A 22,757-nucleotide genomic window follows, 5' to 3' on the forward strand; every position below is an offset into this window, starting at 1 on the left:
TGTTTTTTTCTCTCTTAAACTTGTATATTTTTTACAAACAAGTTATTTAAAGAAAGATCCATGAAACTAGTTAACTAGATACTGTCCTTATCATCCCACATTTCTACTTTTCTGAAAATTAAACATAGGAAGTAAATTTTGTAGTTATTGGTTCTATACCAATATAAAACAAAAGTACTACTACGCGACTTTTTATTTAATCATTCATCTTTTGCGTATAGAAATGGCACCATGCACCGGGCATGAAAAAACCCAAGTGAATCATCCTCACTTGGGCCGCAATCGGTTTATTGTTGGAGAACCGTTACTTGTTTAGGCGTTGTTGTTACTTTAAAACCGTCTTTTGTCACGACATCAATTGAGATAGAATACGTTCCATTTTGAAGGTCCGTATTAGGTACCCATTGTGTTTTCAGTGTATGTTCATTTTTCACTTCAAACGAATCGACTATCTTTCCACTTGCATCTTTAACATTAATCGTCCAGTCTGCTCTGGCATAAGCCCAGGCATTAATATTTGCAGGTTTGCTTTTGTTAATATTTGCAGCTGGAGTTAAACTGAACGTTTGAACGGCCATAGTATATTTAATATAGCTCGGATCTCCCCAAACTTTGTACGATTGATTTCCTGCATAATCAATGGCTAGGATAATAATACTTTTCGGTTCTGTATTAACTAAGAAAGATTTTTGCTCAAGACTTAGTGAATAATATTGTCCATTCACCCATACAACAGCAGAATTAAAGTCACTTGCATTGTCTTGCGGATTGAAGGAAATTTCATATTTTCCGTTTTTTTGCGTTACTGTAATATCTGAAACGGTCGGAGGGACAGAATCTACCGTAATTGGCATTTTAACAATCTGTGGTTTTGCGTCTGAATAATCTAATGTTGTTTTGGTAACATATTGATAAACACCATCAGGTACATATTGTCCGGATGAGTCTTTCATATCCCATTTATATCCGCCATACATTCTATCCCCATATGACATTATGTTTTTTCTGAATTTCCATGGAGTACCAGTATATTCACTAAAATCGCCTAAATTTTTTATGAGATTTCCAGATTGATCTTCAATATACATTTCAACTTTGTCTAAATTACGTAAGGCTTGGAAGGACGGATAGATACCATCGAGTATATAGTTTTTCGAGAATGCAATATGGTTGAGACTGAACCTTCCAGTATATGGGTTATATCCCAATGGATATCTTTCTGAATTCTCATCCCAAAGGGCCGTATATCCTACAAATGCATCCTTCTCCCATGCAGGTGCGTCGATATTTCGCGGTTCATCCCATTTTCCATAGAAGCCCATATAAGGAACAGTTAAAGGTACTGCTTTATCTTGGTCCTTGGCTGCTGGAACTAGACGAACAAATCCTTCTACAAAACTATTTTTCTTTAAGGAATCTGGTAAAGTTACATTAACAGTCAGTATTTTTGTTTGACCTGGTTTAATTTTAAGTAATGCTCCAGTTTTATCTGTTACCACATTATCATTTACAGTGACTGTCGCACCATTAATTCGTTCACTAGTTAATGTTAAATACTCTTTTGAATCCAATTGCCCATCACTATCTAAATCGAATTCCTTCATTTCAGTCTTATCTTTCAATAGATCTACATAAACATTGTATTCAATATCATCACTATTATTTTTACCCTTAAGAGTGTCGAATGCTTCCATGATTAAATTAAAGCTTGTATTTTGACCGATTTCCTTTAATGCAACCGCTCCAGCTTGTTCTAAAGGCGTGTTTCTACTTGTTACAATGACTGGTGTATTAATGGCATTTTGAATTTTCATTATCCCAGACCCTTGTACACGTGGTGAATATGGAACTTCTCCATTTGTCCTTGGATCCATGGCAAAATTAGCTGTATTCATTAAAGCAAGTTTTGCTTTTAAAACTGTATCTTCTGAATGGGTTAATCCTTTTTGATAAAGGGCCTGCAATAACAATGCTGAACCGCCTGCAACATGAGGAGCTGCCATCGATGTACCGCTCATCACTTCATAATCATTTCCTGGTATAGTTGAATAAATATTTCCACCAGGAGCAGAAATCTCTGGTTTAAAATCTAATGTACTTGGCGAACCAAAAGATGAAAAATAGGACATTGTGTCTTTCGCTGGATTCTCTACCCAAGTATTGCCTGCAAATTTCATGCTTAAATATTGACCACTTGGCAGACTATTCATTTTACTAAGTAATGCTTCACCTGCAGCTTTACTTGTTGACGCCGTTGGTGCTGCTGTTGGCGTTACTGGTAGTGTAGTATAATCTGACCAATTTGCAGGTGGTATCATAATAACCGCCTTTGCTCCTGATCTCTTAGCTTCCCACTGAATGGATGAAACCGTACTATATGAATTTAATAGCTTAACAACGGCAATATAGTCAGTTTTGCCTTTAGGATAATCTGATGCATTCTTTCCTTCCCCAACATATACCAAATCATAAGGTACTTCTGGTGAAAGAACCTTAGAGAATTTAAAATTATACGATGCTGGAAATTGCGTTTGATCTTTGAACGGCACCGAAAACCCACTTGCATCTGCTAATGCATTTAAATGAAGTTTACTATTTTCATAGGAAGCAACCGATAACGCATATGGACTTACACCCGGTGCACCAACCGTTCCAATATCTGGATTTTCTGCATATGGTCTTAATGAAGAGAGAATAATATTATTCTTTGTACTATAGGCTGTATTACCGGCTGCCACTACAACAAGGGTGCCTTGTTCTGTCGCAACTCGGATTGATTTTTGGATCGGATCAAAATCTTCATCTACATAGCCTGCATCAACACCTAAACTCATGTTAATTACATCTGCACCCATTGTGACTGCATGCTCAATTCCTGCGATAATATCATCCTCATAGGCACCACCGCCATTATCAGAAAATACCTTCTCGGCTAATAGTTGAACACCTGGTGCAATTCCAGCGACACCACCCTTCGTTTCGTCGCCATTTGCTCCAATTGTACCAGCCACGTGTGTACCATGCGGACTGCCTTTTGTTCCCGGAATGACATTGGTATCATTGTCTGCCCAGTCATATCCTGTTGGGACTTTATCGGAATACCAAATTTCGTTTACGTCTGTCTCAGCAAATTTTTGATTAATTTTATCTTGAGTCCATTTTTCTTTCGCTTTGGCTGTGTCAGAAAGTTTCATATCTTTGTGCGTATAATCAATCCCGGAATCTACGACCGCTACTACTAATCCTTCACCTTTATAACCATATTGTTCCCATACTTTTTGAGCTAGCACTAATTCTTTACTTGCTGCCATATTTTCCTGGAAAGTTCTAGCGATATGGACATTCGCAACCCCTGAAATAGACTGGATATCTTTTATATTTTGGAACTCTGTTTCTACACTGAATCCATTAAACCCTTTGAAAAAACGATGCTTCACTTTAATAGGAGCATTTGATTGAGAATTTTTTTCTTTTGAGATTTGTTCGATTACTTTATCTTGTTTTTGTTTATATAAAGCTTTTTTGCTTTTGGCTGTTTGCTCAATTTCTGTTGGTTGTTCAACTTCTACGATTAAGCGAACAGTATCATTCGGTTTATATGCTGTAGCCAAACCTTCTTTTTTAACGTCTTTATATAGTGAATCTTCTTGACCTGTTTCGATCTTATCCTTATCAAAAAATAATTGTCCTCTTTGTTCCCCAATTTCTTCAGCCATTTGCGACTCAGCTGGCGTAACATCACCTTCTGCAAAAACGGTAAGTGATGAAAATAATAAGGAAGTCATCGCTGCTGTGGTCATGACTTTCCATGGCTTCATTTTTCTTTTTTTCATGAACATCTCTCCTTTTCCTTATAAAAAAATAAATAGATAAAACTAATAAACTTCAAATCTATCTTTATCATCTCTCATTTTCACTTTTCTGAAAATTGATCAAAAGGTATAATCACTGAAGCTTTTGGTTCTATACCAATATAAAACAAAAGAACTATCCGCACCTTGTGCAGGCGCAGGATAGTTCTTTAAGAAAAAGGAACAAGTTGATTTCGAACGGCATAAATGACTGCTTGGGAACGGCTTTTCACATTCAGCTTTTTGAAAATCTTATTGATGTGGATTTTAACGGTCTTGTCACTGATAAATAGGGCTTCAGCAATTTCTTTATTACTAAGACCTTTGACCAATTCAAACAGGATTTCTTTTTCACGCTTTGTCAGCATATTTTCGTTTGGTTCTGATTTCGTGTGCTGGTGATGATACGTAATCAGTTTTTTCGTCATGCGCGGATGAATAACAGAATCTCCTTGTGACACCATTCGGATGGCTGCCACCACTTGTTCAGATGATGAATCCTTCAATAAATATCCGTCTGCACCCGCCCGAAGCGCTTCCATCAAATATTCATCATCCTCAAACATAGTCAATACGAGAACACGGCAGTTTGGATACTGACTTTTCACCTGTGAGGTTACCTCAATTCCATTTTTTCCAGGGAGATTGATGTCCATCAAAATACAATCAGGTCGTAACTCTTCTACTTTCTTCAACACCTCATCCCCTGAAACAGCTTCTCCTACGACTCGGATATCGAATTCTAGATCTAATATACTCCGAATTCCATCACGCAAGACAGTATGATCATCCACTAATAATATTTGAATCATGATACTCTTCCCTCTTTTCCGAATCTGGAATTAACAATGTTATTTCTGTACCTTTTCCTGGTGAACTATCAATCTGAAGGGTTGCACCCAGCTGTTCAGCTTGTTCATTCATATGCAAGATTCCATAATGGGGCTCATGTTTCGTTTTAATCATAGATTCAAAAAGGGAAAAGCCAATCCCATTGTCCTTCACCTTTAAAAGTACATGTTCACGTTGATAGCTTAAAAGAATATCAACTTTGTCCGCCTTTGCATGCTTAACAATGTTCTGCAAGCTTTCCTGTAATGTATCGAAAATGACTCGTTCTTTTGAAAAACTGAGAGTTCGTGAACGGCCCCTTTCATGATATTTAATGGCCAGATCATATTCTTGTTTAATGGATTGAATTTTATTGTCAATTGCTTGTTTTAGCCCTAATCTTTGGGTAGGATATGGCTTTAAAGCATAGATAGAATACCGAACTTCCCCTAAACTCTTCCGTAATTTTTTTATGCTTTTGTCTACCACTTGCTCCATGTTTCCTGATTGATCTTTGGACTGTTTCTGAGCTGATTCCAGATGAAATATGACTCCGGCTAATACTTGTGCGATTCCATCGTGGATTTCACGGGCTAATCGATTTCTTTCTTCCAGAATAATTCGTTTTTCCTGTTCGGAGACGAGCGACCGTGTTTTAAGCAAGCTGCCCAAATGATTGGCAAACGTAGCTAAAGACTGTATATCTTCGGTAATAAAACTCGCCCCCCTGCTTTTGCCTGCAACAAACATTCCAACCAACTCATGATTGACTTTTAGAGGTAAGTAGACGAGGGAGCGTATAACATCTTCAAATACTTCATCTCCTGGAGCCATACCCTTTTTCCAATCAGTAACAACAAAGGTTTGAGCTATCTCCTCAAAATTCTGCAGATCAGGTGAACTTGAAATATTGGAATGTACTTTTCCATCCTTTAATAGAAGCTGCCAGTTCCCTTCATCTTTTGCCCATAAAGCATATGCTTGTATTCCCAAGAATCCTTTAAGTGATTGTTTCATCTGATGTAAGTTTCCGGCAGACAGCCCATGGCTCAACTCCGTCGTAATAGAAAAAAGGTTATATAATCGTTCTTTTTCAATCCGTATTTGCCTGGAGAAAGAACTAATGATGCAAATGGCTACAAGCGGGAAAAAGAAGAACAGAACAGTAATTCCATCCATCTCTCCGTGATATCGATGATCTAAGATATATATAAGATAGGCGTAGAATAAACAAAAACTTGCACTCAAAAATACTAAAATATTTTTCTTGTGCCATTGTTCTCGCGTGTATGGCTGAGGAAGAAGCACCATTAAAAGATCGTAAGAAAGGGTATTGATAGAGCAAAAGAATACGGTAAATAAAAGCAAGCTTATTAAATCTTCATATAAAACATGCAGGTTCATCTCCGTAATAAAAAAAGAAATACATTGGTTTGACAACCACTCTGCTAGAGTGATACTTAGAGCTAATTGAGTACTATTAAATAGTGTTCTTTGCATGGGCAAACGGCGAAGGGTATGAGTAAATACCATTGCACACACACAAGCAATGACAGTTATATGTATCCCAAACTCCCAATTCATTGGATAAATGAGCGTAAGGCTGAGCGTGATTCCTCCTCTCCCAATGCGGATAGGAAAATACTCAATAATCCCTATAAACACAGCCAATAGGAAAAGGATTATGGGTTCAGAAGTCTTTTCACTCATAAATATGGAAGTAATAACAGCTATTAAACCGAGAAAAGAAATAGAATAAATATAAAAACTTGCAAAATGTTCTCTCATAGAAATAGAATCTATCTTTTCCAAAGCGCCACCTACCTTTATCTCATAGAATCTATAATCACACTATTATTATCTAATAAAAAACCGGCACTGGCAAAATGGAAAATGTCCCACTAGCCAATCACCGGCTGTGCACTAACCTTAAATGGTAAGACACAATATTATTATATTACTTAATGCTTCATTTGCCTGTTCACCAAATGTTGTAATTATAAATGTTTTTTTGTCTAGACTATATAGAACAAAAGATATATACGGATTCCAGACTGCCTTTCAGACAGTTTTCCATTAAAGATTACGATGAAATAGAATATTAAATTAAAAATAATCAAAAGTTCAGCTAATGATAAATCTATATTAAAATAAAGGGCTGACTGAAAGTGATAAACTATACAGCCAGTCCCCTTTTTAAGGATCATTGCAACCTCAAAAAACACAACTGAGAATTCATACTCCTCTTTACCCTTGCATTATTCTTTTTCCGGCAAAGGAATGATTTTTAAAAATTCTCGTTTGTCTAACTAAACTTCAGATCTTCTTTTATGATTGAATACATATATAAATCATCAAATTTACCGCAAGTATACTCATAATGTCTCAGCAAGCCCTCTCTTTTAAACCTTTGCTTTTCTACTAATTTTTGTGATGGGAGATTAGCAGGTTCAATTAAAGCCTCAATTCTTTCTAGCTGAAAGTGATGATAACCATACTTCACAACAGCTTCCAATGCTTCACCGGCTATCCCATTTCCCCAGAATTCTTTGCTTAATTCAAAACCTACTTCAGTCCGGAAATGTTTGGAAGCCATATTAAGAAAACCACAGCTTCCGATAACCTTACCTGAATTTTTAAGTGTGATTCCCCATCTAATTCCTGTGCCATCTTCGTATATAGATTGATACCAATTTATTTCATCTAAAACGTCTTTAACTGTTTTGCAAGGTGCTAGTCCTATATGTTTGACAACATCATAATCAGATAGATAGTGAAACATATCGTCAGCATCCTCTGATGTTACGGCTCTTAGGATTAATCTTGCTGTTTCTATTATTGGAAATTCTTTTTCCATTGATTTCCCTCCTCAAACCCTGTTCTTGATATCCCATTTAGATATTTCAATGCGATAAAGTTTCTAAATAAGAGCGGATCTCTTTCTTATTCTTCAGCATGATTATGTTTTTTTGAGAACCCGTTCCTTTGAAAGCTTGAAGCCTGGTTTCCATCTTTTTCTTACGGGGATAGTAAGTGGTACAGATGAACTTAAGAAATTGGAAGTCTAATTTTTCCTTGCACCCTTCCCCCATGTCAGGTCTCGTTTTCCCAATGTTTTGAATCCAGCGCTTGAACACTCGATACAAACATACAATTAAGGGAAGCTCCAGATATATAATCGTATCTGCATTCTGCACTCTAATATCATATGTATTACTATAATTGCCCTCTATAATCCATTGATCTAGAGAGACAATTTTTTGCTGATCATCTGCAAACTCTTCTAATGAAGCTTCTTCCCATTCTGGTTTCCAATATAAAGCATCCAAATGGTAGACAGAGATTTCTAATAATTCTCCTAACCTGCGTGCAAATGTAGACTTCCCTACCCCTGCTGATACTCCCATAACCATAATGCGGTTCATTTTACAAATCAGCTCCCTTCGTTTCCTGCTTCAAGGAATGTGCCCGTTAGTTTTATGAGGATCATTGTATTTTAGTTTGATAGTCTTAAACTGTTCACTTTTTAATTCTGCCGATTTCCAATATTATAACTTTTATAAAGAGATTATATATCAAAATTTACAAATATAAGTAGATAAAGGGTGGCATCTCTCTGATTTCAATCGCACTTAGTATCTATTTTCAATCTCAAAACAGAGCTTTGTATTAAGATCAGTCAACATTAACTGGCTAACCATACAATGAAATCTGCATGCAAAAAGAGCACAATCCTTATTATTGGAAAGCGCCGATAATAGCATATCAATATAAAATTGTATTTCCGAAAGTAACTTTCTTATTAATAAATGCTCCCGGTACAAGAAAATTAGAATCTCCCATTTATCACAAAAAAGCTTTATCCCATATACAGTTCTTCAAGAATAATCTCCACTTATAATAGGAGGCTTTGTAATAGATTGTTTATTTAATATAATATGTTTATTACTGGGTATCCTTCTTGTGGATTAGGTCCTTGCTGGTTTTTGGTTTCATAAATACTGCTCATTCCGATCTCATTCACTCAAATTCAGTTTACCAATTTTGTTGCATTCTAACGCAACCCATACGGAACCGTCTTCCCCAAATGCAATACCATGCGGCTCTGCATTTTCTGTTTGAATTTGATATTCATGAATCGTTTGGTCACTTGTGATTCTGCCGATTTTATTTGCACCCCATTCAGTGAACCATATTTCGGAATCTTTTCCCTTGGTTATTGCGTGTGGGCGTGCGTTTGGAGTTGGAATATCATATTCGCTAATCACCCCAGAAGTAGTAATGCGACCTATTTTGTTGCCCACAATTTCGGCAAACCAGAGTGCACCATCGTTACCACTAGTAATTCCCACTGGCCCTGCTGCTTGTGTAGGCAGAGGGTATTCAGTTAACTCTCCAGTTTCAGTTATTCTTCCAATAGCATTATTTTGGTTTTCTGTGAACCATAGTGCGTTATCTGAACCTAAAGTAATATAAGAAGGAAAGGAACCCTTATTTGGAAGATCATATTCATGAATATCACCTTCAGTGGTCAATTTGCCTATACGATTCCCGCTCAATTGGGTAAACCAAATATCGCCATTTGAGCCTTCAGTTATTCCATAAGGAGCTGAATCCGCCTGTGGCAGCGGGTATTCAATAAAAATACCTGATGTTGTAAGCCTTCCTATTTTATTGGCTCCATTCTCTGTAAACCATATGTCGCCCTTGGAAGATATAGTTAAACACATAACTTTAGCATCTGGAGTAGGAACTTTATACTCTTTTACCTTACCACTTTCATCTAGACAGCTGATTTTGTTTGCTTTATGTTGTGTAAACCATACCTTTCCGTCTAGTGTTGAATCTATACCGTACGGACCTGAATCGGGAATTGATAAATTAAATTCTCTAATATCAAATTTCATTTAAATCCCTCCATCAATCATTTTTTAACAAAAAAACTCCTATGCCCATTTTCTGAGATAGGAGGTAGTGCAGTTCATGTTACAGACTAAAAACAGGCTTATTTATCCAATGCCTTTTTAGACTGTATAAAGTACATTACAATAAACCTATCCCAATAGGTGCAGCTTCGTTAATAAGTGTTACGTTTATAACACTGATGTAATAAACAAGATGAATTTATTCTCAGATGAATAATGTGAGTCATAAAGAGGCTTGAATTCTGCGTCACATCATATATTAAATGAGAATTTATACAGCTTACTGATAGCTTTTGTTTTTACTGATCAAATCTATCATTTCATTTACTCTTTCTGAATTTATTCTCAAGGCTTCAAACGGATCTATTTCAAATTCTTCTTGTTCCACGATAAACCATTCGACACCGAATTTTGTTCCAGTTTGCAGGAATTCAAGAATGTCTAATTCTCCGTTCCCAATTTCCGTACTTACCTTCTTTCCATCTGCGATTTTCATGTCTTTCAAATGCAATGTTACACACTGATTTTGATAGTCTGAAAGAATTTTAACAGGATCATATCCTGAAAAGGCTGCCCAAAAGCCGTCCAGCTCGATTTTCACGAGAGAAGGATCTACATTCTCAAATAATAGGTCAAATCCTGTTTTTCCATCAAAAACGTCAAATTCAAATTCATGGTTATGGTATCCAAAAGTAAATCCCAAGTTCTTGCACTTTTCCCCTATCTGATTAAATAATTCTGCCGCTTTCTTATAGTCATCAGCATTCTTTCTCATTTCTTCTGGAAGACCAGGACAGATAATAAGCTTATTACCAATAAATTCATGATATTCTGCAGTCTTTTCAAATTCACCATTTATTAACTGTTTAATATTGACGTGAGCACCTGCACTTTTAAGTCCATTATGATCCATCGCTCTTTTCAGATCCTGAACGGGCGTATTATAAAAACCTGCAAACTGAACGCCTTCATACCCTAATACAGCGACCTTTGATAATGTTTGCAAAAAATCTTTTTCTGCTTCTCTCCAGACCGAAAACATTTGTAATCCTAATTTCCCCATAAAAATCCTCCATTCCAATAATCAGATTTAGTTTTTTCTCAATTTCTCATCTCAAGTCTAATGAAGAGTTTAACGTTCTCAATTTTCTGTTGAATCATAAAGTGCATGGATGACTTACAGTAATAAAAGAAAAAAAAAATCGACTTTAAAATTCTGTGTTCGGTTCTAATGATTTAGGTCTTTCGGGTTTAAAAAACGGTAAATAATGCGTACCATTGATTGAAGAAAGATGAAATCCGTGCATGATATCAAGTACATGATAGGTTAATTGGCCGCTTGCTCTATGCTGACTGCCGCTTTTAATAGAATCTGCCATTTCAGCTACCCCAATGCCTCTGCTATTTCCTGTATAATTGTGCGTAAGTGAATACTCTTTCCATTCTGTTTCTCCCTGTTTCTTTATTCTTACAGGGCCGCCAAACGTATTGGGATCTGGAACACTCATTGTTCCTGTTTCGCCGTATATCTCAATAAACGGCAGATTTGCTCCCCATACGTCGAAACTTGTAATAATAGTCCCCACAGCCCCATTTTCAAAATCAAGGACTCCGGATACATGTGTTGGAACCTCTACAGGTATTTTTCGTCCATCCTTTGTTTCTCTTTCCAGAAATGAAGTGCTTGTTGATCCTGTAACTCTTCTAACAGGACCAATCAATGAGACAAGCGCAGTTAAATAATAGGGACCCATATCAAACATAGGACCACCGCCTTGCTGATAATAAAAATCAGGATTCGGATGCCAGCTTTCATGGCCGTGGCACATCATAAAAGCAGTAGCTGCAACTGGTTTACCAATCTCTCCATCATCTATTAATTTTCGGCAGGTTTGCAGACCGCCCCCTAAGAATGTGTCTGGTGCGCCGCCAAGCAGTAACCCTTTTTTCTCAGCCAAATCAAGCATTTTTTTACCATCTTCAAGGGATACCGCAAGAGGTTTCTCCACATATACGTGTTTTCCTGCCTCAAGTGACGCTATACAAACCTCTGCGTGTGCCGCAGGTATGGTTAAGTTAATGATCATTTGAACTTCTGTATCTGATAATATCTCATCAACATGATACGCTCTTTTTATGTTATATAACTTTGCTTTTTGTTTCGCTTTTTCAACATCAAGATCCGCACAAGCGATAACTTCCAATGACTTATAGCTTGAGCAGTTTTTGAAATAAATATCACTAATATTTCCGCATCCGATAATACCGACTTTCACTTTTTCCATATATCTCTCCACCTTTCACTGAGATTATTTTGCAGCCCAAGCCATTCCTTGACTCATCATCTTCTTCATTTCCGGACGCTCCACAAGATCGATAGAATGCCCCAATGCACAATAGAAGACTCGTCCTTCTCCATATTGTTTCGTCCATGCAACTGGCATCTTTACCTGTTCCGTGTTTGTATAGGCTAAAACATCGATTACAGGGTCAACATGCATATAATACAGCTCGGATTTTACGGTGAAATCCTTCATTCCTTTTGTAACAGGGTGAGCCGGATCCACTTGCACGGTATACTCCACAGCGTCCCCGCCTGGATGTGCTACAAATTGTCCTCCAACCATAAATTGATAATCTGCTGCATTTCGGAATGCATCCCCCATTCCGCCATGCAGCCCAGCTAGTCCCACACCACTTTTGATAGTGTTTAATAAAGATTGAAGCTGTTCTTGGGTTATGTCACCCATCGTCCAATTTGGAACGATAAGATTTAATTCCATTAACTTTTCTTCATCTAAAAGAGTGTCTAAAGAAGTTGTTATTTCAACTTCAAACTCTTTTTCTCTTAAATAGGCTGCAAGAATCTCTGAGATTTCTTTCGGCTTGTGTCCACTCCAGCCACCGGATACAATTAGCGCTTTTTTCATTTTATCCTTCACTTCCCTTTGTATTGTTTTCAAGCAGATGTAAGGCAACAGAAAGACTGGCAAAATCACCAACATTTTCACCAAGACCAGCAGGCACAATCTCGCAAACAGCTCATGATTGAGGCAATGCCTCATTTTTAATGGTTTCATTCGTGACCTGTGCCTCCAATTAGCACAATTGAGTCAGCACTTGCCCTTAATTTTAATAGATCTGATTCAATCCTTTTTTGAAAGCGTTATCATTTCAATGATGGAAGCATCTTAATGCGCGCTTTAACATTAAAGTCTTTATTTACTTGAACCGTCCCCAATAACTATCGATATAAAGGATAGTTTAATTTCACACGATTGTCAATTTTCAGAATTTTAATAGCATCAGTGTTTTCCATTTCAAAATAAAGATATATTTCTAGTTGGTTGTTTTTCGGAATCGTCCAGGCGGGAGCCCTGTTTCCTTTTGAAAAACTCTTGTAAAATAATGGACACTTCCAAATCCTGTCGCTTCTGCAATTTCTTTTATTGGAAGGTTTGTCGATTTTAATAGATAAGCAGCTTGTTTGACACGCTCCTTTCGAATAAATGTAATAAAGTTCTCATGTATTCCTGTAGAAAATAACCGGGACAGGTGTCTAGTTGAAACGTTAAGATATTGAGCAACCATTTCTAATGACAATTCTTTTTCCAAATTGTCAATTATAAATTTTTTTGCCTGCTGCAAGATAAAATGTGGAAGATTCATGTTATTTTTATAGGTATCTTTATGATTAAGAAACAAGTTAAGAAAGGAGACCAGCAGAGTATGAGCTAAGTTTGGCAATGTGTCAGACGATACTGCCCATTGCTCTTGAATGGGTACGAGGAGTGTTTTCCAAAGAGTTGCAGTAGAAGAATTATCTCCATTATGAATCAAAACATGATCCTGCTGTGCCAGTGAAAGATAATGCTTTATATATTCTCTTGATGAACGCCTCTCGTCAACCTCAAAACAAACAAATAACAAGAAAAGACCCTTTTCACTTAATATTTGATGTGTGATGCCTGGTCGTGAATAAAACAAGGTACCTGGATAGAGAGAATAGATATTCCCATCGTCTATATATGTTCCCTCCCCATTTAGAACATAACAAACCTCAAACGATGAATGCCGATGGACCGGGTTGTATGTCAATTGTGAATCGACTCCCCAATAATTAATACGAAAAGATGCTCCCTGTCCAGTTAATACTAAATGTTGATTTAATCGGCTAACACTTTCCTTTACAAGATACATAGCTATCCCCTCATTTATTTAATAATGGCGGAATCAGACAAAAAAATGGCGGTTTTATTCAAATACAGAAAAGGATTAACATTATTATAATAATTGTGAAGATAAAGTCAATTTTTACAACTATAAAGGAGGCTGGGGAAAATGATTCAATCTAGTGATGTAGATTTTTACAAAGATCAGGGGTATTTGTTGGTAAAAGGAGTATTCAATCAGCAGGAAGTTGAAGAAATGCGTACTGGTGTCGATAATATCATCCAGCGGGCAGTACACGCGAATAAGGATCATAATGCCACATGGGATGGTGACTATTTACCAAAGGAAAAATTGAAAAGACTAGTATTAAAAGGTTTTCATAATATTCACTATCATGATCATGTATTTTTAAGAGCGTTGACTCATCCGAATATGCGTGCTGTATTGAAACAGATAATCGGACCGAATGTGCAGCTTCATCATTCAAAAATGCTTGTAAAACCGCCTGAAAATGGTGCCGCTTTCCCTATGCACCAAGATTATCCCTACTTTCCGCACGAAAACCATACCATGTTAGCGGCAAGTGTCCATTTAGATAACAGCAATGAAGAAAACGGTTGTCTGCGTGTCATTCCTGAATCACATAAACAAGGGGTCCTTCCGCATATAGGAAGTCATTATTTAAATCAAAAGGAATACCCGATTTCAGAAGGAACATTATGTCCAGCTGAAGCAGGCGATGTGTTGTTTTTTAATTACTTAACCATTCACGGTTCGGATGTTAACAAAAGTAATCGCACGAGAAGAAATATCCTTTTCCAATACCGGGATGCATCCGATTTCCCGACAAGCAATGATCATTTTGACTGGGGTATGGGACTGATGGTAAATGGTGAAAATCCCCATTTTGAAAGGGTAACCCCAAAATATAAAATTGTGTAAATGTAATTTTATTTAACTTTAATATAGACCGTTCGGATATACGGACGGTTTTTATGTTCTGTTTTCTTATAATATGTACGAACCTATGTGTAAGTATATAGTTTATAACAGCACAAACAACTTATGGAGGCGACCTTTTGCAAAAAATAAACAATCTCTTCCATACCAAGTTTAACGCCCCTGTTCATTCATCCTAATCGTTTTACTGATTTTTTCACTATTTTATTCCATCAAAAAAGCGCAATCCTTGCTTTGGATAAGCGCCTAATTGTTGAAAAAATATAGAAACTTGTTGATCAGATTCCATAAATTGTTTCATCTTAAAATTCCATGCCTATTCTTGATGTCAAGTACCGCAAAAAGTTTTGTAGGGACTTGATGATTCCGGCGGAAGTGTGCAGTAATCGGCCTGTTCCGGAGAGTGCGCGTACGGGCTGGAAAGTACACCTAGAAGCCTCTCCATCACACTGTAGTCTCCTTGTTTTACAGCAGCATCTAATGCCTCTTCTACTCGATGGTTGCGGGGGATCACTGCAGGATTGTTTCTGCGCATTAATTGCTGCGAGATGGTTTTTGGTTCTTCCTGCCTTCCAAGTCTATCCTGCCACTGCTTATGCCAATCAGCAAATTCTTTAGTGCCAAACAGCATCGTACCCTCCGCATTATCAAAAGTTAATGCAAGGAATGTATTGGTATAGTCAGCGCGATGCTTCTGCATCAGCTTCAGGAGGTCGTTTATAAGGGCTTCATCCTGAATCTCTTCATTAAATAATCCCAGTTTCCTTCTCATTCCTGCAAGCCAATTTCGTTGGTACAGCTCAATAAAATTTGAAATTTCGTCCTGCGCAAGCTGGACGGCATCCTCCTGATCGGCATGCAGCAGCGGCAATAAGGTTTCCGCAAATCTAGCAAGGTTCCACCCGGCAATATACGGCTGATTTCCATAGGCATACCTGCCTTGAATGTCAATGGAACTGAATACCGTTTCCGGGTCATAGGCATCCATGAAAGCGCAAGGACCATAATCAATGGTTTCTCCGCTTATGGTCATGTTGTCTGTGTTCATCACTCCGTGAATAAAGCCAGCCAGCTGCCACTTGGCAATCAGCATGGCATGACGCTTAATTACTTCCCGAAGCAGAGAAAGATATCTGCTCTCGTCCTTATCAGCGTCTGGAAAATGACGCTTAAGTGCATAATCAGCAAGGGCCCGGAGTTCTTCGACTGATCCCCATTTTGAAATATATTGAAATGTTCCGAAGCGCAAGTGACTGGCAGCCACTCGGGTCAAAATCGCACCAGGCAACTCAGTTTCGCGAATTACCGGTTCACCGGTTGTCACCACTGCCAGGCTGCGAGTGGTAGGAATATCCAGCGCATGCATGGCTTCGCTTATGATGTATTCTCGCAGCATAGGTCCAAGTGAAGCCCGTCCATCGCCACCGCGGGAATATGGTGTTCTGCCTGACCCCTTTAACTGAATATCAACCCGCTCACCATGGGGAGTGATTTGCTCACCAAGCAGCATGGCCCGTCCGTCCCCTAACATGGTAAAGTGGCCGAATTGATGCCCTGCATAAGCTTGAGCCAGAGGCAAAGCACCTTCAGGAATCTCGTTGCCGGCAAGCGTCGCTACTCCATCTTCGCTTTTTTGCGCCTGTATGTTTAACCCAAGCGATGCTGCCAAAGGTTCATTAAAAATAATCAATTTCGGTGAACTTACAGGGTTAAGATTTACGCTGGCAAAAAATGATTTCGGCAGATTGGCGTAACTGTTGTCGAAGTTCCATCCTGTTTTTTTTTCTTTTTTATTTGTCATAGTATCTCCTTCTCTTCTTTTTGTCTTTTATGTAACATCAAGTGTTTTCACTCACAAAACTATCGAAAATTTATAATTAACATGCTTGTTCAACTGATTCAGGATCATTTGAAGGGAAAATACATTCCAATAAATAACATCTTGAAATTATACTTTCACTTACACTTGTTCCAGTTCTTATCATCTGTTTATCTGTACCATTAAATTCATAGGAAGTTTATGTGGCAAACGCTGTATTCCTCTCCATAGTATCTTATAAATGATGGATAATAAAGTAAGGTCTTATTGTGCCGCATTCAAATAATAAGAAGTTTTTGATAACACCATATTCATCCATCAAGGATACACGAAGGAATTGAATAATAAATGCTCAGAGAATTTCCTCTCTGAGCATTTAGATTTATTGAAAATGCTGTTCAATATTTTTCAAACCATTTATGCCAAACTTGGTAAATAAAAATCAAAAACGCAACTGCTGACATTAAAATTGCTGTGTATAAACCAACATGTTACCCGTGGTGATACCAGCAATTTTAGTCCAGTTGCACTTTGAAAAAACATGAGTAATAATTTAACGATTTTGATGAGAATTTCGATAATAATGATTTTTTATCCTATCCATCACTTCTGATATTTTCCCATTCACTTAAATACATGACATCTCGTTCCACATTCTTCTTTTTGGGAAGTAAACAAAGAAATTCTAAAGAATTTCCGTCTGGATCATAAAAGTAGAGGTTAGCAGAAGGTGTCCAAGTATGAACCATGGGTTCAGAGGGTTCCAGCCCAAAAGCTGGCCTTGGACTAATACTTTTTTCAAGAAGCCATTCTCTGGCAAGTATGATATCCTCATAGCTAATCTTAAATGCAAAGTGGCTTTTATGAAAATTTTCTTCTGAAACCTCCCAAACGCCAAGCATCTGTTCTCTCTTTTTATTTTTATCAAACCAAAAGAATGCTGCACGGCGCTCTTCAATATAATGGGCTAGATCTAATCCTAGTTTCTTATAGAATTCTATTGCTGTTTCTAAATTTTTTGTTTGAACATGTGTTTCATATAGAGTTCCTGGAAACATTCATAAGTCCCTCCCTATTTTCTATAGATTTGTTATTTTTCCCCATTGTAACAAATAAGAAATAAAGAGGAATCGTATATTTGGCTGAACATGTGTACGTTTTAAGTCGTACGACTTTGGACTTTACCTGAAAATTGGTTAACAGAAACTGAGCGATTTCATTTCAAATCATAAACATTCACTTTAAACTTTTCATTAAATAAGACACTATCCCAATTTGGATAAGTGCCCAATTATAGAATAAAATTCACTTTAATAAATGCCCATTAAGCTTAATCAAACTTTGATATATTGGATGGTTTTATAACCGCTTTACTAAGCAATTAGCTGATTGAAAGAATCAATTAATATTTTTTAAAGGCGTATCCTCTTGTAAACAGGATACGCCTTTAAATTGTATTTTATAATCTTTTTCAACTGAAGAGTAATAGATTAACGAATCTCATATGTCACTTGTATTTTATTTGGCTATTCCATTATACCGCTTAGTAAAAAACACCTCCTTACTAAAGAAGAGTGTCCGATTGTTGAAGATTAACTATTCACAAATGAGATTAGAAACTAAATACTTCAAATATTCCTTTCTTATTCATCATCTCAATAGATATTAATTAACACTTACAAATCATCAGATGATTTCCATCAGGGTCTTTAAAATTAAAATAGTGATTATGTTCTATTTCAGTAATCACATCAATGTTCTTTTTCTTCATAAAAGTATATGCTTCCTCAATATTTTCTGTATTGAAATGAAATAAGGGGGTTTTTATAATGTTATGTTCTGAATAAATCTTGCTGTCTAAAACAATCCCCGTACCATTCAGAGGTATAACGTAAATATGACCAAATTGAATGTCTCCATCTGCTTGTAAACCTAAAATATCACAATACCAATCTCGTGCTTGTTCTATGCTGCTCACTGGAATAAAGACTGTTCCGATTTGATTTAAAATAGGGTTATTCAAATAAACACCTCCATAATTATTTACATAGTTGCCTTAGCTATTACATTCGTTTTTTTGTTTAACTAACCTGCTTTTAAAGTTCAACAATTAAAAGGAGTATTAAATGATTTTTTTTCCGTTTTACGAAGCAGTATGCAGTTTGAAAATAGGATAGATGTTTAATAGTTAAGAGTGTAGCCAAAAGATTGAAGTAAATTGCTTCTATTAACACATTTAAAAGGCGTATCCTTGAAAAGGCTCTATAAATACAAAAAACACCGCATTGAAAAATTCTTTTAAAAAAATAAATTATTTCAAACCGTTTTGTGTTTTTTCTCGTTACCTATAGTGATACAAAAAAGGGGGATGGAAATGAACAAAACCGTTTTTATTGCTGGATTATTATTAATAATGCTAGTGCTGCTCGGGTTTTCGGAAGCTGCGGATTCAAAACAGGCGCAGACCAGCCGAAATAATGATGAAGTTGTAAACGTTTACGGACCAGGAGGACCTCTCGGGCCAATGAAAGAGCTGGCGGAACGGTTTACAGAGGAAACGGGAATAAAAGTGAATGTAACTGCTGGTCCAGAAGCAAAATGGATCGATAAAGCCAAACAGGATGCCGACATTATTTATGGAGGCTCCGAATATATGCTACGTGACCTTATGCTCAAATATCCCGGAATGATTGATGAGAAAAAACGTATAGAGCTGTATCCTAGAGCGGCAGGCATTTTAGTCAGAAAGGGAAACCCAAAGAACATTCGATCGTTGGAGGATTTAACGAAAAATGGCGTTAAAATCATTGATGTCAATGGTGCAGGCCAGCTTGGACTGTGGGAGGATTTGGCGGGAAGAAAAGGGCTTATTCCAGGAATTGACCGCAATATTGCCATTTCAGTGAAATCAAGCGCGGAAGCCATTGAGTACTGGAAATCTAATTCCAAATATGATGCTTGGATTACATACGAGTCTTGGCATTATCGGTTAAAAGACGAGACAGATTTGGTTCAGCTCCCTGATGAAGACAAACTGTATAGGGGAACACCTATTAGTTTGACGAATGATTCGAACAATAAGAAAAAAGCAAAAATGTTTATCGACTACTTAAAAACAGAAGCTTCACACCAAGTTTTTCAAAAATGGGGATGGAAATGATAACTAGTATAAGGAGTGGTTGGAGATGAAAAAATGGATGTTTGTTATATCAATTTTTGCTGCTATATTTGTTTTAGGCGCCTGTGGAAATGAAGCTAAAGAAACGGCAAAGGGAACTCAAAGCGAAACTGATGCAGCATCGGAAACCGCTGCTAAAGAAGAAGACGCGGCAAGTTTGCAATTGCTTAAGGATAAAGCGGTAGGTGAGTATCTTACTGATTCAGAGGGAAAGGCGCTATATTATTTTAAAAATGACGTGTCCGGAAAAAGCAACTGCACTGGTGATTGCTTAGCAAAATGGCCGCCATTTACAGAAAAGGAATTTGAAGTGCCGGATGGGTTCAATAAAAAAGACTTCGGTACGATTACAAGAGAGGATACTGGGGCGGAGCAGGTAACGTACAAAGGATACCCTCTGTACTACTTTGTAAATGACAAAAAAGAGGGTGACGTAAACGGCCAGGGTGTGAAAGATGTATGGTTTATTGTAAACAGTGAAACAGTCTTTCAATAAATATAAAAAGGATCAGGAACTTTCACGCGAGTGATGGTTCCTTTTCATCATTTTATTGTATGGGTTTAACCAATAATAAAGATATCAATGGTGAGGAGTGCAGGTACGATTGAAGAACAAACGTGATGACGAATTAATGAGATTAGTGAAAAAAAAGCATCGTCCTGCTCTAGAAGAACTTTATGATCGCTACATTAAATTAGTCTATAGCTTTGGATTTAAATTTACAAACGGCAATGAAGATAAAACGAAAGAAATTGTCCAGTTAGTATTTTTAAAGCTTTGGACGACAAAAAGCAGCTATGACCCATTAAAAGGCAGTTTTACGAATTGGCTTCTGACGGTTACCCGTAATGTTTGCGTTGATTATATCCGGAAAGACAGTATTCATGCCCAAAACAACCGACAAATGGATCCAAGTTGGTCAATTGAAATAGCAGATCCGAGCAATGAAATTGAGAAAAGGCTGATTTTCAGTGAAGTGGCCAAGGCAAAAAGCAAATTAAATATGTCGCAAAAAAGATTGATCGATTTACTATACTGGAAAGGCTATTCTCTAACAGAAATTGCTAAGATCGAAAACGAACCGGTAGGAACCGTTAAGAGCAGGCTTCATCAATCTCTCAAACAATTAAAGAAGCATTTGGAAATGGGGGATTTATAAATGGTCAGAGAATGTGAAAACCTGCTTTCTTTTATAGCGGATGAATTGGATGCAAAAGAAAAAAGAAAATTTGAAGAGCATTTACAGCGTTGTCTTGAATGCTCAAGGGAGTATGAACACATGACAGAAGCCTGGAATTCATTACATTGGGACTTTGAAGAAAAAGAAGTACCTGCATCCTTAAAGGTGGACGTAATGGATTTTGTGTTCGAGAGTGAAAAAAAGAATGTTAATAAGTCAATCCGAGCAAAGCTGGAAGAATGGGGCAGCTTTTTTCAAAGGCAGTTTACCCCCATATCTGCTGTTATAGTGCTAGTCTTTATGTGCCTGTCTATCGGTCAGTCAATTTCAAATGTAAAATTGAAAAATGAACTTGTGAGTGAAGAAAACTTAAAATACGCTCCAATTGAAGTTTTGTCAACACTTTCTTTACAGAGCGCCAATCAAGCGAACAGCAACGTGAGGGGCCATGCATCTATTTTGCAGCAGGGCGAAGACAAGAGGCTGGTTGTACAAGTCAATAATTTGCCTAGGTTAGAAGGATCGGAAGTATACCAGGTGTGGCTGTTAAAAAATGGCAAGCGGGAGAATGCCGGGATTTTCAAGCCGGATGAAAGCGGGGCCGGAGTGTTAACCTACCAGCTTGTACAAAACTCCGATTTTGATCAAATCGGTATTACCGTCGAACCTGACCAATACAGCACCCAGCCAAGAGGCAAAAAGATTGTGGGATCGTCGTGATATTTCATTTCTGGAAGCAACACGGACTTTCCAATTGTGGTGAGTCCGTGTTGTCATGATTTTTGGGCGATCGCAGAAATATTTCAATTTCCACCGAAAAAATTGATATTTCATCGATATATTCAGAAAATTAAAGACACCAGCATCTTCTCCTGCCAAATCAGCAGGAACCCCCTCTGTATCTTCTCTAATCAAAAAAAATACATCTATTTTCCATTATAAAAAATATCATAATTTTAATATTTATACACCATGTTTAGCTTGTTAATCATATTGTAGCATGCACCATATAAACCCGCATCATTTCCCAGCATAGATGGAAGAACTAACAAATCATGTCCGTAGTACTCCATTACTTCCTTTTTTAAATTTTTATTAATATCTATTATTAAACGGTCAGCTTTTTCTGTTATTCCGCCGCCAATAATAATGGCTTCTGGATTAAGCAGGTGAGTGATGTTTGCAAGGCCTATGCTAATAAAGTGAACAAATCGGCTGTAAACGGAAAAAGCTGCAGGATCATCATTCATAGCCAGATGAATAATTTCTTCCCCTGATATGTTCTTTTTTACCTCTTTACTCTTAATTTCTTCTAGATAGTCTTGGACGAAAGCTTTGAGGCTGATTCAACTATCTGTTGAATCAGCCTCAAATTCATTGATCTTATTATGATATGCTCCCTATCTTGCCTAAGAAAGTTGAGATTCTTCATGTAACTGACCTAGTTTTCTCATCGACTTATTTTTAGCCAAAGCTAAAATTCCAGCAGAAAGACATAGAACAGCTCCTGGAATGTCCATCAGCAAATAAGATACAAGTCCTACAAAGATAAACCATACTGGCAGTTTCACTTCTATTTTTTGCTCATCAAGCTTATTCATGAGATACAAATTTATAAATCCAAGCGTGATGAATATCATCCCGAATGTTACCGCAAACATGTACATGCTTCCAAAAAGAGACTGTATGGCTTCCATTTTTCCAAAGGAAGTTTCTCTGACGCTAAGCCCTTGCTTTTTTATGGCGGATGCATAAAAGAGCATGGTCACCGCTCCTGTGAAAATCTCCCATATCGCCCCTATTAAAACAAGTCTTCTCTCAAGTTTTCTATTCACAGTT

20 protein-coding genes are annotated in these 22,757 nt (G+C 37.2%); 5 read left to right on the forward strand and 15 right to left on the reverse strand.

The window, feature by feature from the left end; all coding sequences use genetic code 11:
- Window positions 1-287 precede the first annotated feature (287 nt).
- The 10 genes from K8L98_RS14905 to K8L98_RS14950 all read right to left on the reverse strand — a co-directional run bounded on the left by K8L98_RS14905 (window position 288) and on the right by K8L98_RS14950 (window position 13,807).
- Window positions 288-3,833 (reverse strand): S8 family serine peptidase, encoded by a 3,546-nt coding sequence (locus K8L98_RS14905; RefSeq protein WP_223435798.1) that lies wholly within the window; start codon window positions 3,831-3,833, stop codon window positions 288-290.
- 188 nt (window positions 3,834-4,021) lie between these two features.
- On the reverse strand, window positions 4,022-4,663 hold the full coding sequence (locus K8L98_RS14910; protein ID WP_223435799.1) for a response regulator: 642 nt from the start codon (window positions 4,661-4,663) through the stop codon (window positions 4,022-4,024).
- A complete protein-coding gene (locus K8L98_RS14915) occupies window positions 4,638-6,494 on the reverse strand; it encodes a GAF domain-containing sensor histidine kinase (RefSeq protein ID WP_223435800.1) in 1,857 nt (618 codons plus the stop codon). Before K8L98_RS14915 ends, K8L98_RS14910 begins: the two co-directional genes overlap by 26 nt.
- Before the next feature lie 493 nt (window positions 6,495-6,987).
- Window positions 6,988-7,539, reverse strand: a complete 552-nt coding sequence (locus K8L98_RS14920) for a GNAT family N-acetyltransferase (protein ID WP_223435801.1) — start codon at window positions 7,537-7,539, stop codon at window positions 6,988-6,990.
- A gap of 46 nt (window positions 7,540-7,585) precedes the next feature.
- The gene (locus K8L98_RS14925; RefSeq protein ID WP_223435803.1) at window positions 7,586-8,107 is read right to left on the reverse strand and encodes a P-loop NTPase family protein; all 522 of its coding nucleotides are present in this window, start codon (window positions 8,105-8,107) and stop codon (window positions 7,586-7,588) included.
- A gap of 591 nt (window positions 8,108-8,698) precedes the next feature.
- A complete protein-coding gene (locus K8L98_RS14930) occupies window positions 8,699-9,589 on the reverse strand; it encodes a Vgb family protein (protein WP_223435805.1) in 891 nt (296 codons plus the stop codon).
- A 298-nt stretch (window positions 9,590-9,887) separates the two neighbouring features.
- On the reverse strand, window positions 9,888-10,670 hold the full coding sequence (locus tag K8L98_RS14935) for a sugar phosphate isomerase/epimerase family protein (protein ID WP_223435806.1): 783 nt from the start codon (window positions 10,668-10,670) through the stop codon (window positions 9,888-9,890).
- Between the two features lie 145 nt (window positions 10,671-10,815).
- Window positions 10,816-11,892, reverse strand: a complete 1,077-nt coding sequence (locus K8L98_RS14940) for a Gfo/Idh/MocA family protein (protein WP_223435807.1) — start codon at window positions 11,890-11,892, stop codon at window positions 10,816-10,818.
- Window positions 11,893-11,916: 24 nt separating this feature from the next.
- Window positions 11,917-12,687, reverse strand: coding sequence for a ThuA domain-containing protein (locus K8L98_RS14945; protein WP_338036977.1), 771 nt, complete (start codon window positions 12,685-12,687; stop codon window positions 11,917-11,919).
- Window positions 12,688-12,946: 259 nt separating this feature from the next.
- The gene (locus tag K8L98_RS14950) at window positions 12,947-13,807 is read right to left on the reverse strand and encodes an AraC family transcriptional regulator (protein WP_223435809.1); all 861 of its coding nucleotides are present in this window, start codon (window positions 13,805-13,807) and stop codon (window positions 12,947-12,949) included.
- Between the two features lie 141 nt (window positions 13,808-13,948).
- Between K8L98_RS14950 and K8L98_RS14955 the strand changes: the two genes are divergently transcribed.
- Window positions 13,949-14,722, forward strand: coding sequence for a phytanoyl-CoA dioxygenase family protein (locus K8L98_RS14955; RefSeq protein ID WP_223435810.1), 774 nt, complete (start codon window positions 13,949-13,951; stop codon window positions 14,720-14,722).
- 346 nt (window positions 14,723-15,068) lie between these two features.
- Here K8L98_RS14955 and K8L98_RS14960 read toward each other — a convergent pair whose 3' ends face one another.
- The 3 genes from K8L98_RS14960 to K8L98_RS14970 all read right to left on the reverse strand — a co-directional run bounded on the left by K8L98_RS14960 (window position 15,069) and on the right by K8L98_RS14970 (window position 18,582).
- Window positions 15,069-16,541 carry a protein adenylyltransferase SelO gene (locus K8L98_RS14960; RefSeq protein WP_223435811.1) on the reverse strand — a complete coding sequence of 491 codons (1,473 nt, stop codon included), beginning with the start codon at window positions 16,539-16,541 and terminating at the stop codon, window positions 15,069-15,071.
- Between the two features lie 614 nt (window positions 16,542-17,155).
- The gene (locus K8L98_RS14965; RefSeq protein WP_223435812.1) at window positions 17,156-17,617 is read right to left on the reverse strand and encodes a VOC family protein; all 462 of its coding nucleotides are present in this window, start codon (window positions 17,615-17,617) and stop codon (window positions 17,156-17,158) included.
- Window positions 17,618-18,228: 611 nt separating this feature from the next.
- Entirely contained in the window at window positions 18,229-18,582 is a 354-nt protein-coding gene (locus tag K8L98_RS14970; RefSeq protein WP_223435813.1) for a VOC family protein, read from the reverse strand.
- A 351-nt stretch (window positions 18,583-18,933) separates the two neighbouring features.
- On the opposite strand from K8L98_RS14970, the gene K8L98_RS14975 reads away from it, so the two are divergent.
- The 4 genes from K8L98_RS14975 to K8L98_RS14990 all read left to right on the forward strand — a co-directional run bounded on the left by K8L98_RS14975 (window position 18,934) and on the right by K8L98_RS14990 (window position 21,638).
- Window positions 18,934-19,719 (forward strand): extracellular solute-binding protein, encoded by a 786-nt coding sequence (locus K8L98_RS14975; protein WP_223435814.1) that lies wholly within the window; start codon window positions 18,934-18,936, stop codon window positions 19,717-19,719.
- A 25-nt stretch (window positions 19,720-19,744) separates the two neighbouring features.
- Window positions 19,745-20,233: a COG4315 family predicted lipoprotein gene (locus K8L98_RS14980; RefSeq protein ID WP_223435815.1), complete on the forward strand. Its 489-nt coding sequence runs from the start codon at window positions 19,745-19,747 to the stop codon at window positions 20,231-20,233.
- Between the two features lie 109 nt (window positions 20,234-20,342).
- On the forward strand, window positions 20,343-20,897 hold the full coding sequence (locus K8L98_RS14985) for an RNA polymerase sigma factor (protein WP_223435816.1): 555 nt from the start codon (window positions 20,343-20,345) through the stop codon (window positions 20,895-20,897).
- On the forward strand, window positions 20,898-21,638 hold the full coding sequence (locus tag K8L98_RS14990; RefSeq protein WP_223435817.1) for an anti-sigma factor: 741 nt from the start codon (window positions 20,898-20,900) through the stop codon (window positions 21,636-21,638).
- Between the two features lie 236 nt (window positions 21,639-21,874).
- Here K8L98_RS14990 and K8L98_RS14995 read toward each other — a convergent pair whose 3' ends face one another.
- Entirely contained in the window at window positions 21,875-22,264 is a 390-nt protein-coding gene (locus K8L98_RS14995; RefSeq protein WP_223443468.1) for an ROK family protein, read from the reverse strand.
- Between the two features lie 63 nt (window positions 22,265-22,327).
- The gene (locus K8L98_RS15000) at window positions 22,328-22,753 is read right to left on the reverse strand and encodes a hypothetical protein (protein WP_223435818.1); all 426 of its coding nucleotides are present in this window, start codon (window positions 22,751-22,753) and stop codon (window positions 22,328-22,330) included.
- Between the last annotated feature and the right edge of the window lie 4 nt (window positions 22,754-22,757).

It is taken from the genome of Metabacillus dongyingensis (assembly GCF_019933155.2).
GTDB classification, from domain to species: Bacteria; Bacillota; Bacilli; order Bacillales; family Bacillaceae; genus Bacillus_P; species Bacillus_P dongyingensis.

What these genes read in the sequence shown, in the direction of transcription:
- K8L98_RS14930 (WP_223435805.1), bottom strand. Translation starts at nt 9,589, where the DNA reads ATGAAATTTGATATTAGAGAATTTAATTTATCAATTCCCGATTCAGGT.
- K8L98_RS14925 (WP_223435803.1), bottom strand. Translation starts at nt 8,107, where the DNA reads ATGAACCGCATTATGGTTATGGGAGTATCAGCAGGGGTAGGGAAGTCT.
- K8L98_RS14960 (WP_223435811.1), bottom strand. Translation starts at nt 16,541, where the DNA reads ATGACAAATAAAAAAGAAAAAAAAACAGGATGGAACTTCGACAACAGT.
- K8L98_RS14905 (WP_223435798.1), bottom strand. Translation starts at nt 3,833, where the DNA reads ATGAAAAAAAGAAAAATGAAGCCATGGAAAGTCATGACCACAGCAGCG.
- K8L98_RS14945 (WP_338036977.1), bottom strand. Translation starts at nt 12,687, where the DNA reads ATGAAACCATTAAAAATGAGGCATTGCCTCAATCATGAGCTGTTTGCG.
- K8L98_RS14980 (WP_223435815.1), top strand. Translation starts at nt 19,745, where the DNA reads ATGAAAAAATGGATGTTTGTTATATCAATTTTTGCTGCTATATTTGTT.
- K8L98_RS14920 (WP_223435801.1), bottom strand. Translation starts at nt 7,539, where the DNA reads ATGGAAAAAGAATTTCCAATAATAGAAACAGCAAGATTAATCCTAAGA.
- K8L98_RS14935 (WP_223435806.1), bottom strand. Translation starts at nt 10,670, where the DNA reads ATGGGGAAATTAGGATTACAAATGTTTTCGGTCTGGAGAGAAGCAGAA.
- K8L98_RS14950 (WP_223435809.1), bottom strand. Translation starts at nt 13,807, where the DNA reads ATGTATCTTGTAAAGGAAAGTGTTAGCCGATTAAATCAACATTTAGTA.
- K8L98_RS14965 (WP_223435812.1), bottom strand. Translation starts at nt 17,617, where the DNA reads ATGTTTCCAGGAACTCTATATGAAACACATGTTCAAACAAAAAATTTA.
- K8L98_RS14955 (WP_223435810.1), top strand. Translation starts at nt 13,949, where the DNA reads ATGATTCAATCTAGTGATGTAGATTTTTACAAAGATCAGGGGTATTTG.
- K8L98_RS14990 (WP_223435817.1), top strand. Translation starts at nt 20,898, where the DNA reads ATGGTCAGAGAATGTGAAAACCTGCTTTCTTTTATAGCGGATGAATTG.
- K8L98_RS14975 (WP_223435814.1), top strand. Translation starts at nt 18,934, where the DNA reads ATGAACAAAACCGTTTTTATTGCTGGATTATTATTAATAATGCTAGTG.
- K8L98_RS14910 (WP_223435799.1), bottom strand. Translation starts at nt 4,663, where the DNA reads ATGATTCAAATATTATTAGTGGATGATCATACTGTCTTGCGTGATGGA.
- K8L98_RS14940 (WP_223435807.1), bottom strand. Translation starts at nt 11,892, where the DNA reads ATGGAAAAAGTGAAAGTCGGTATTATCGGATGCGGAAATATTAGTGAT.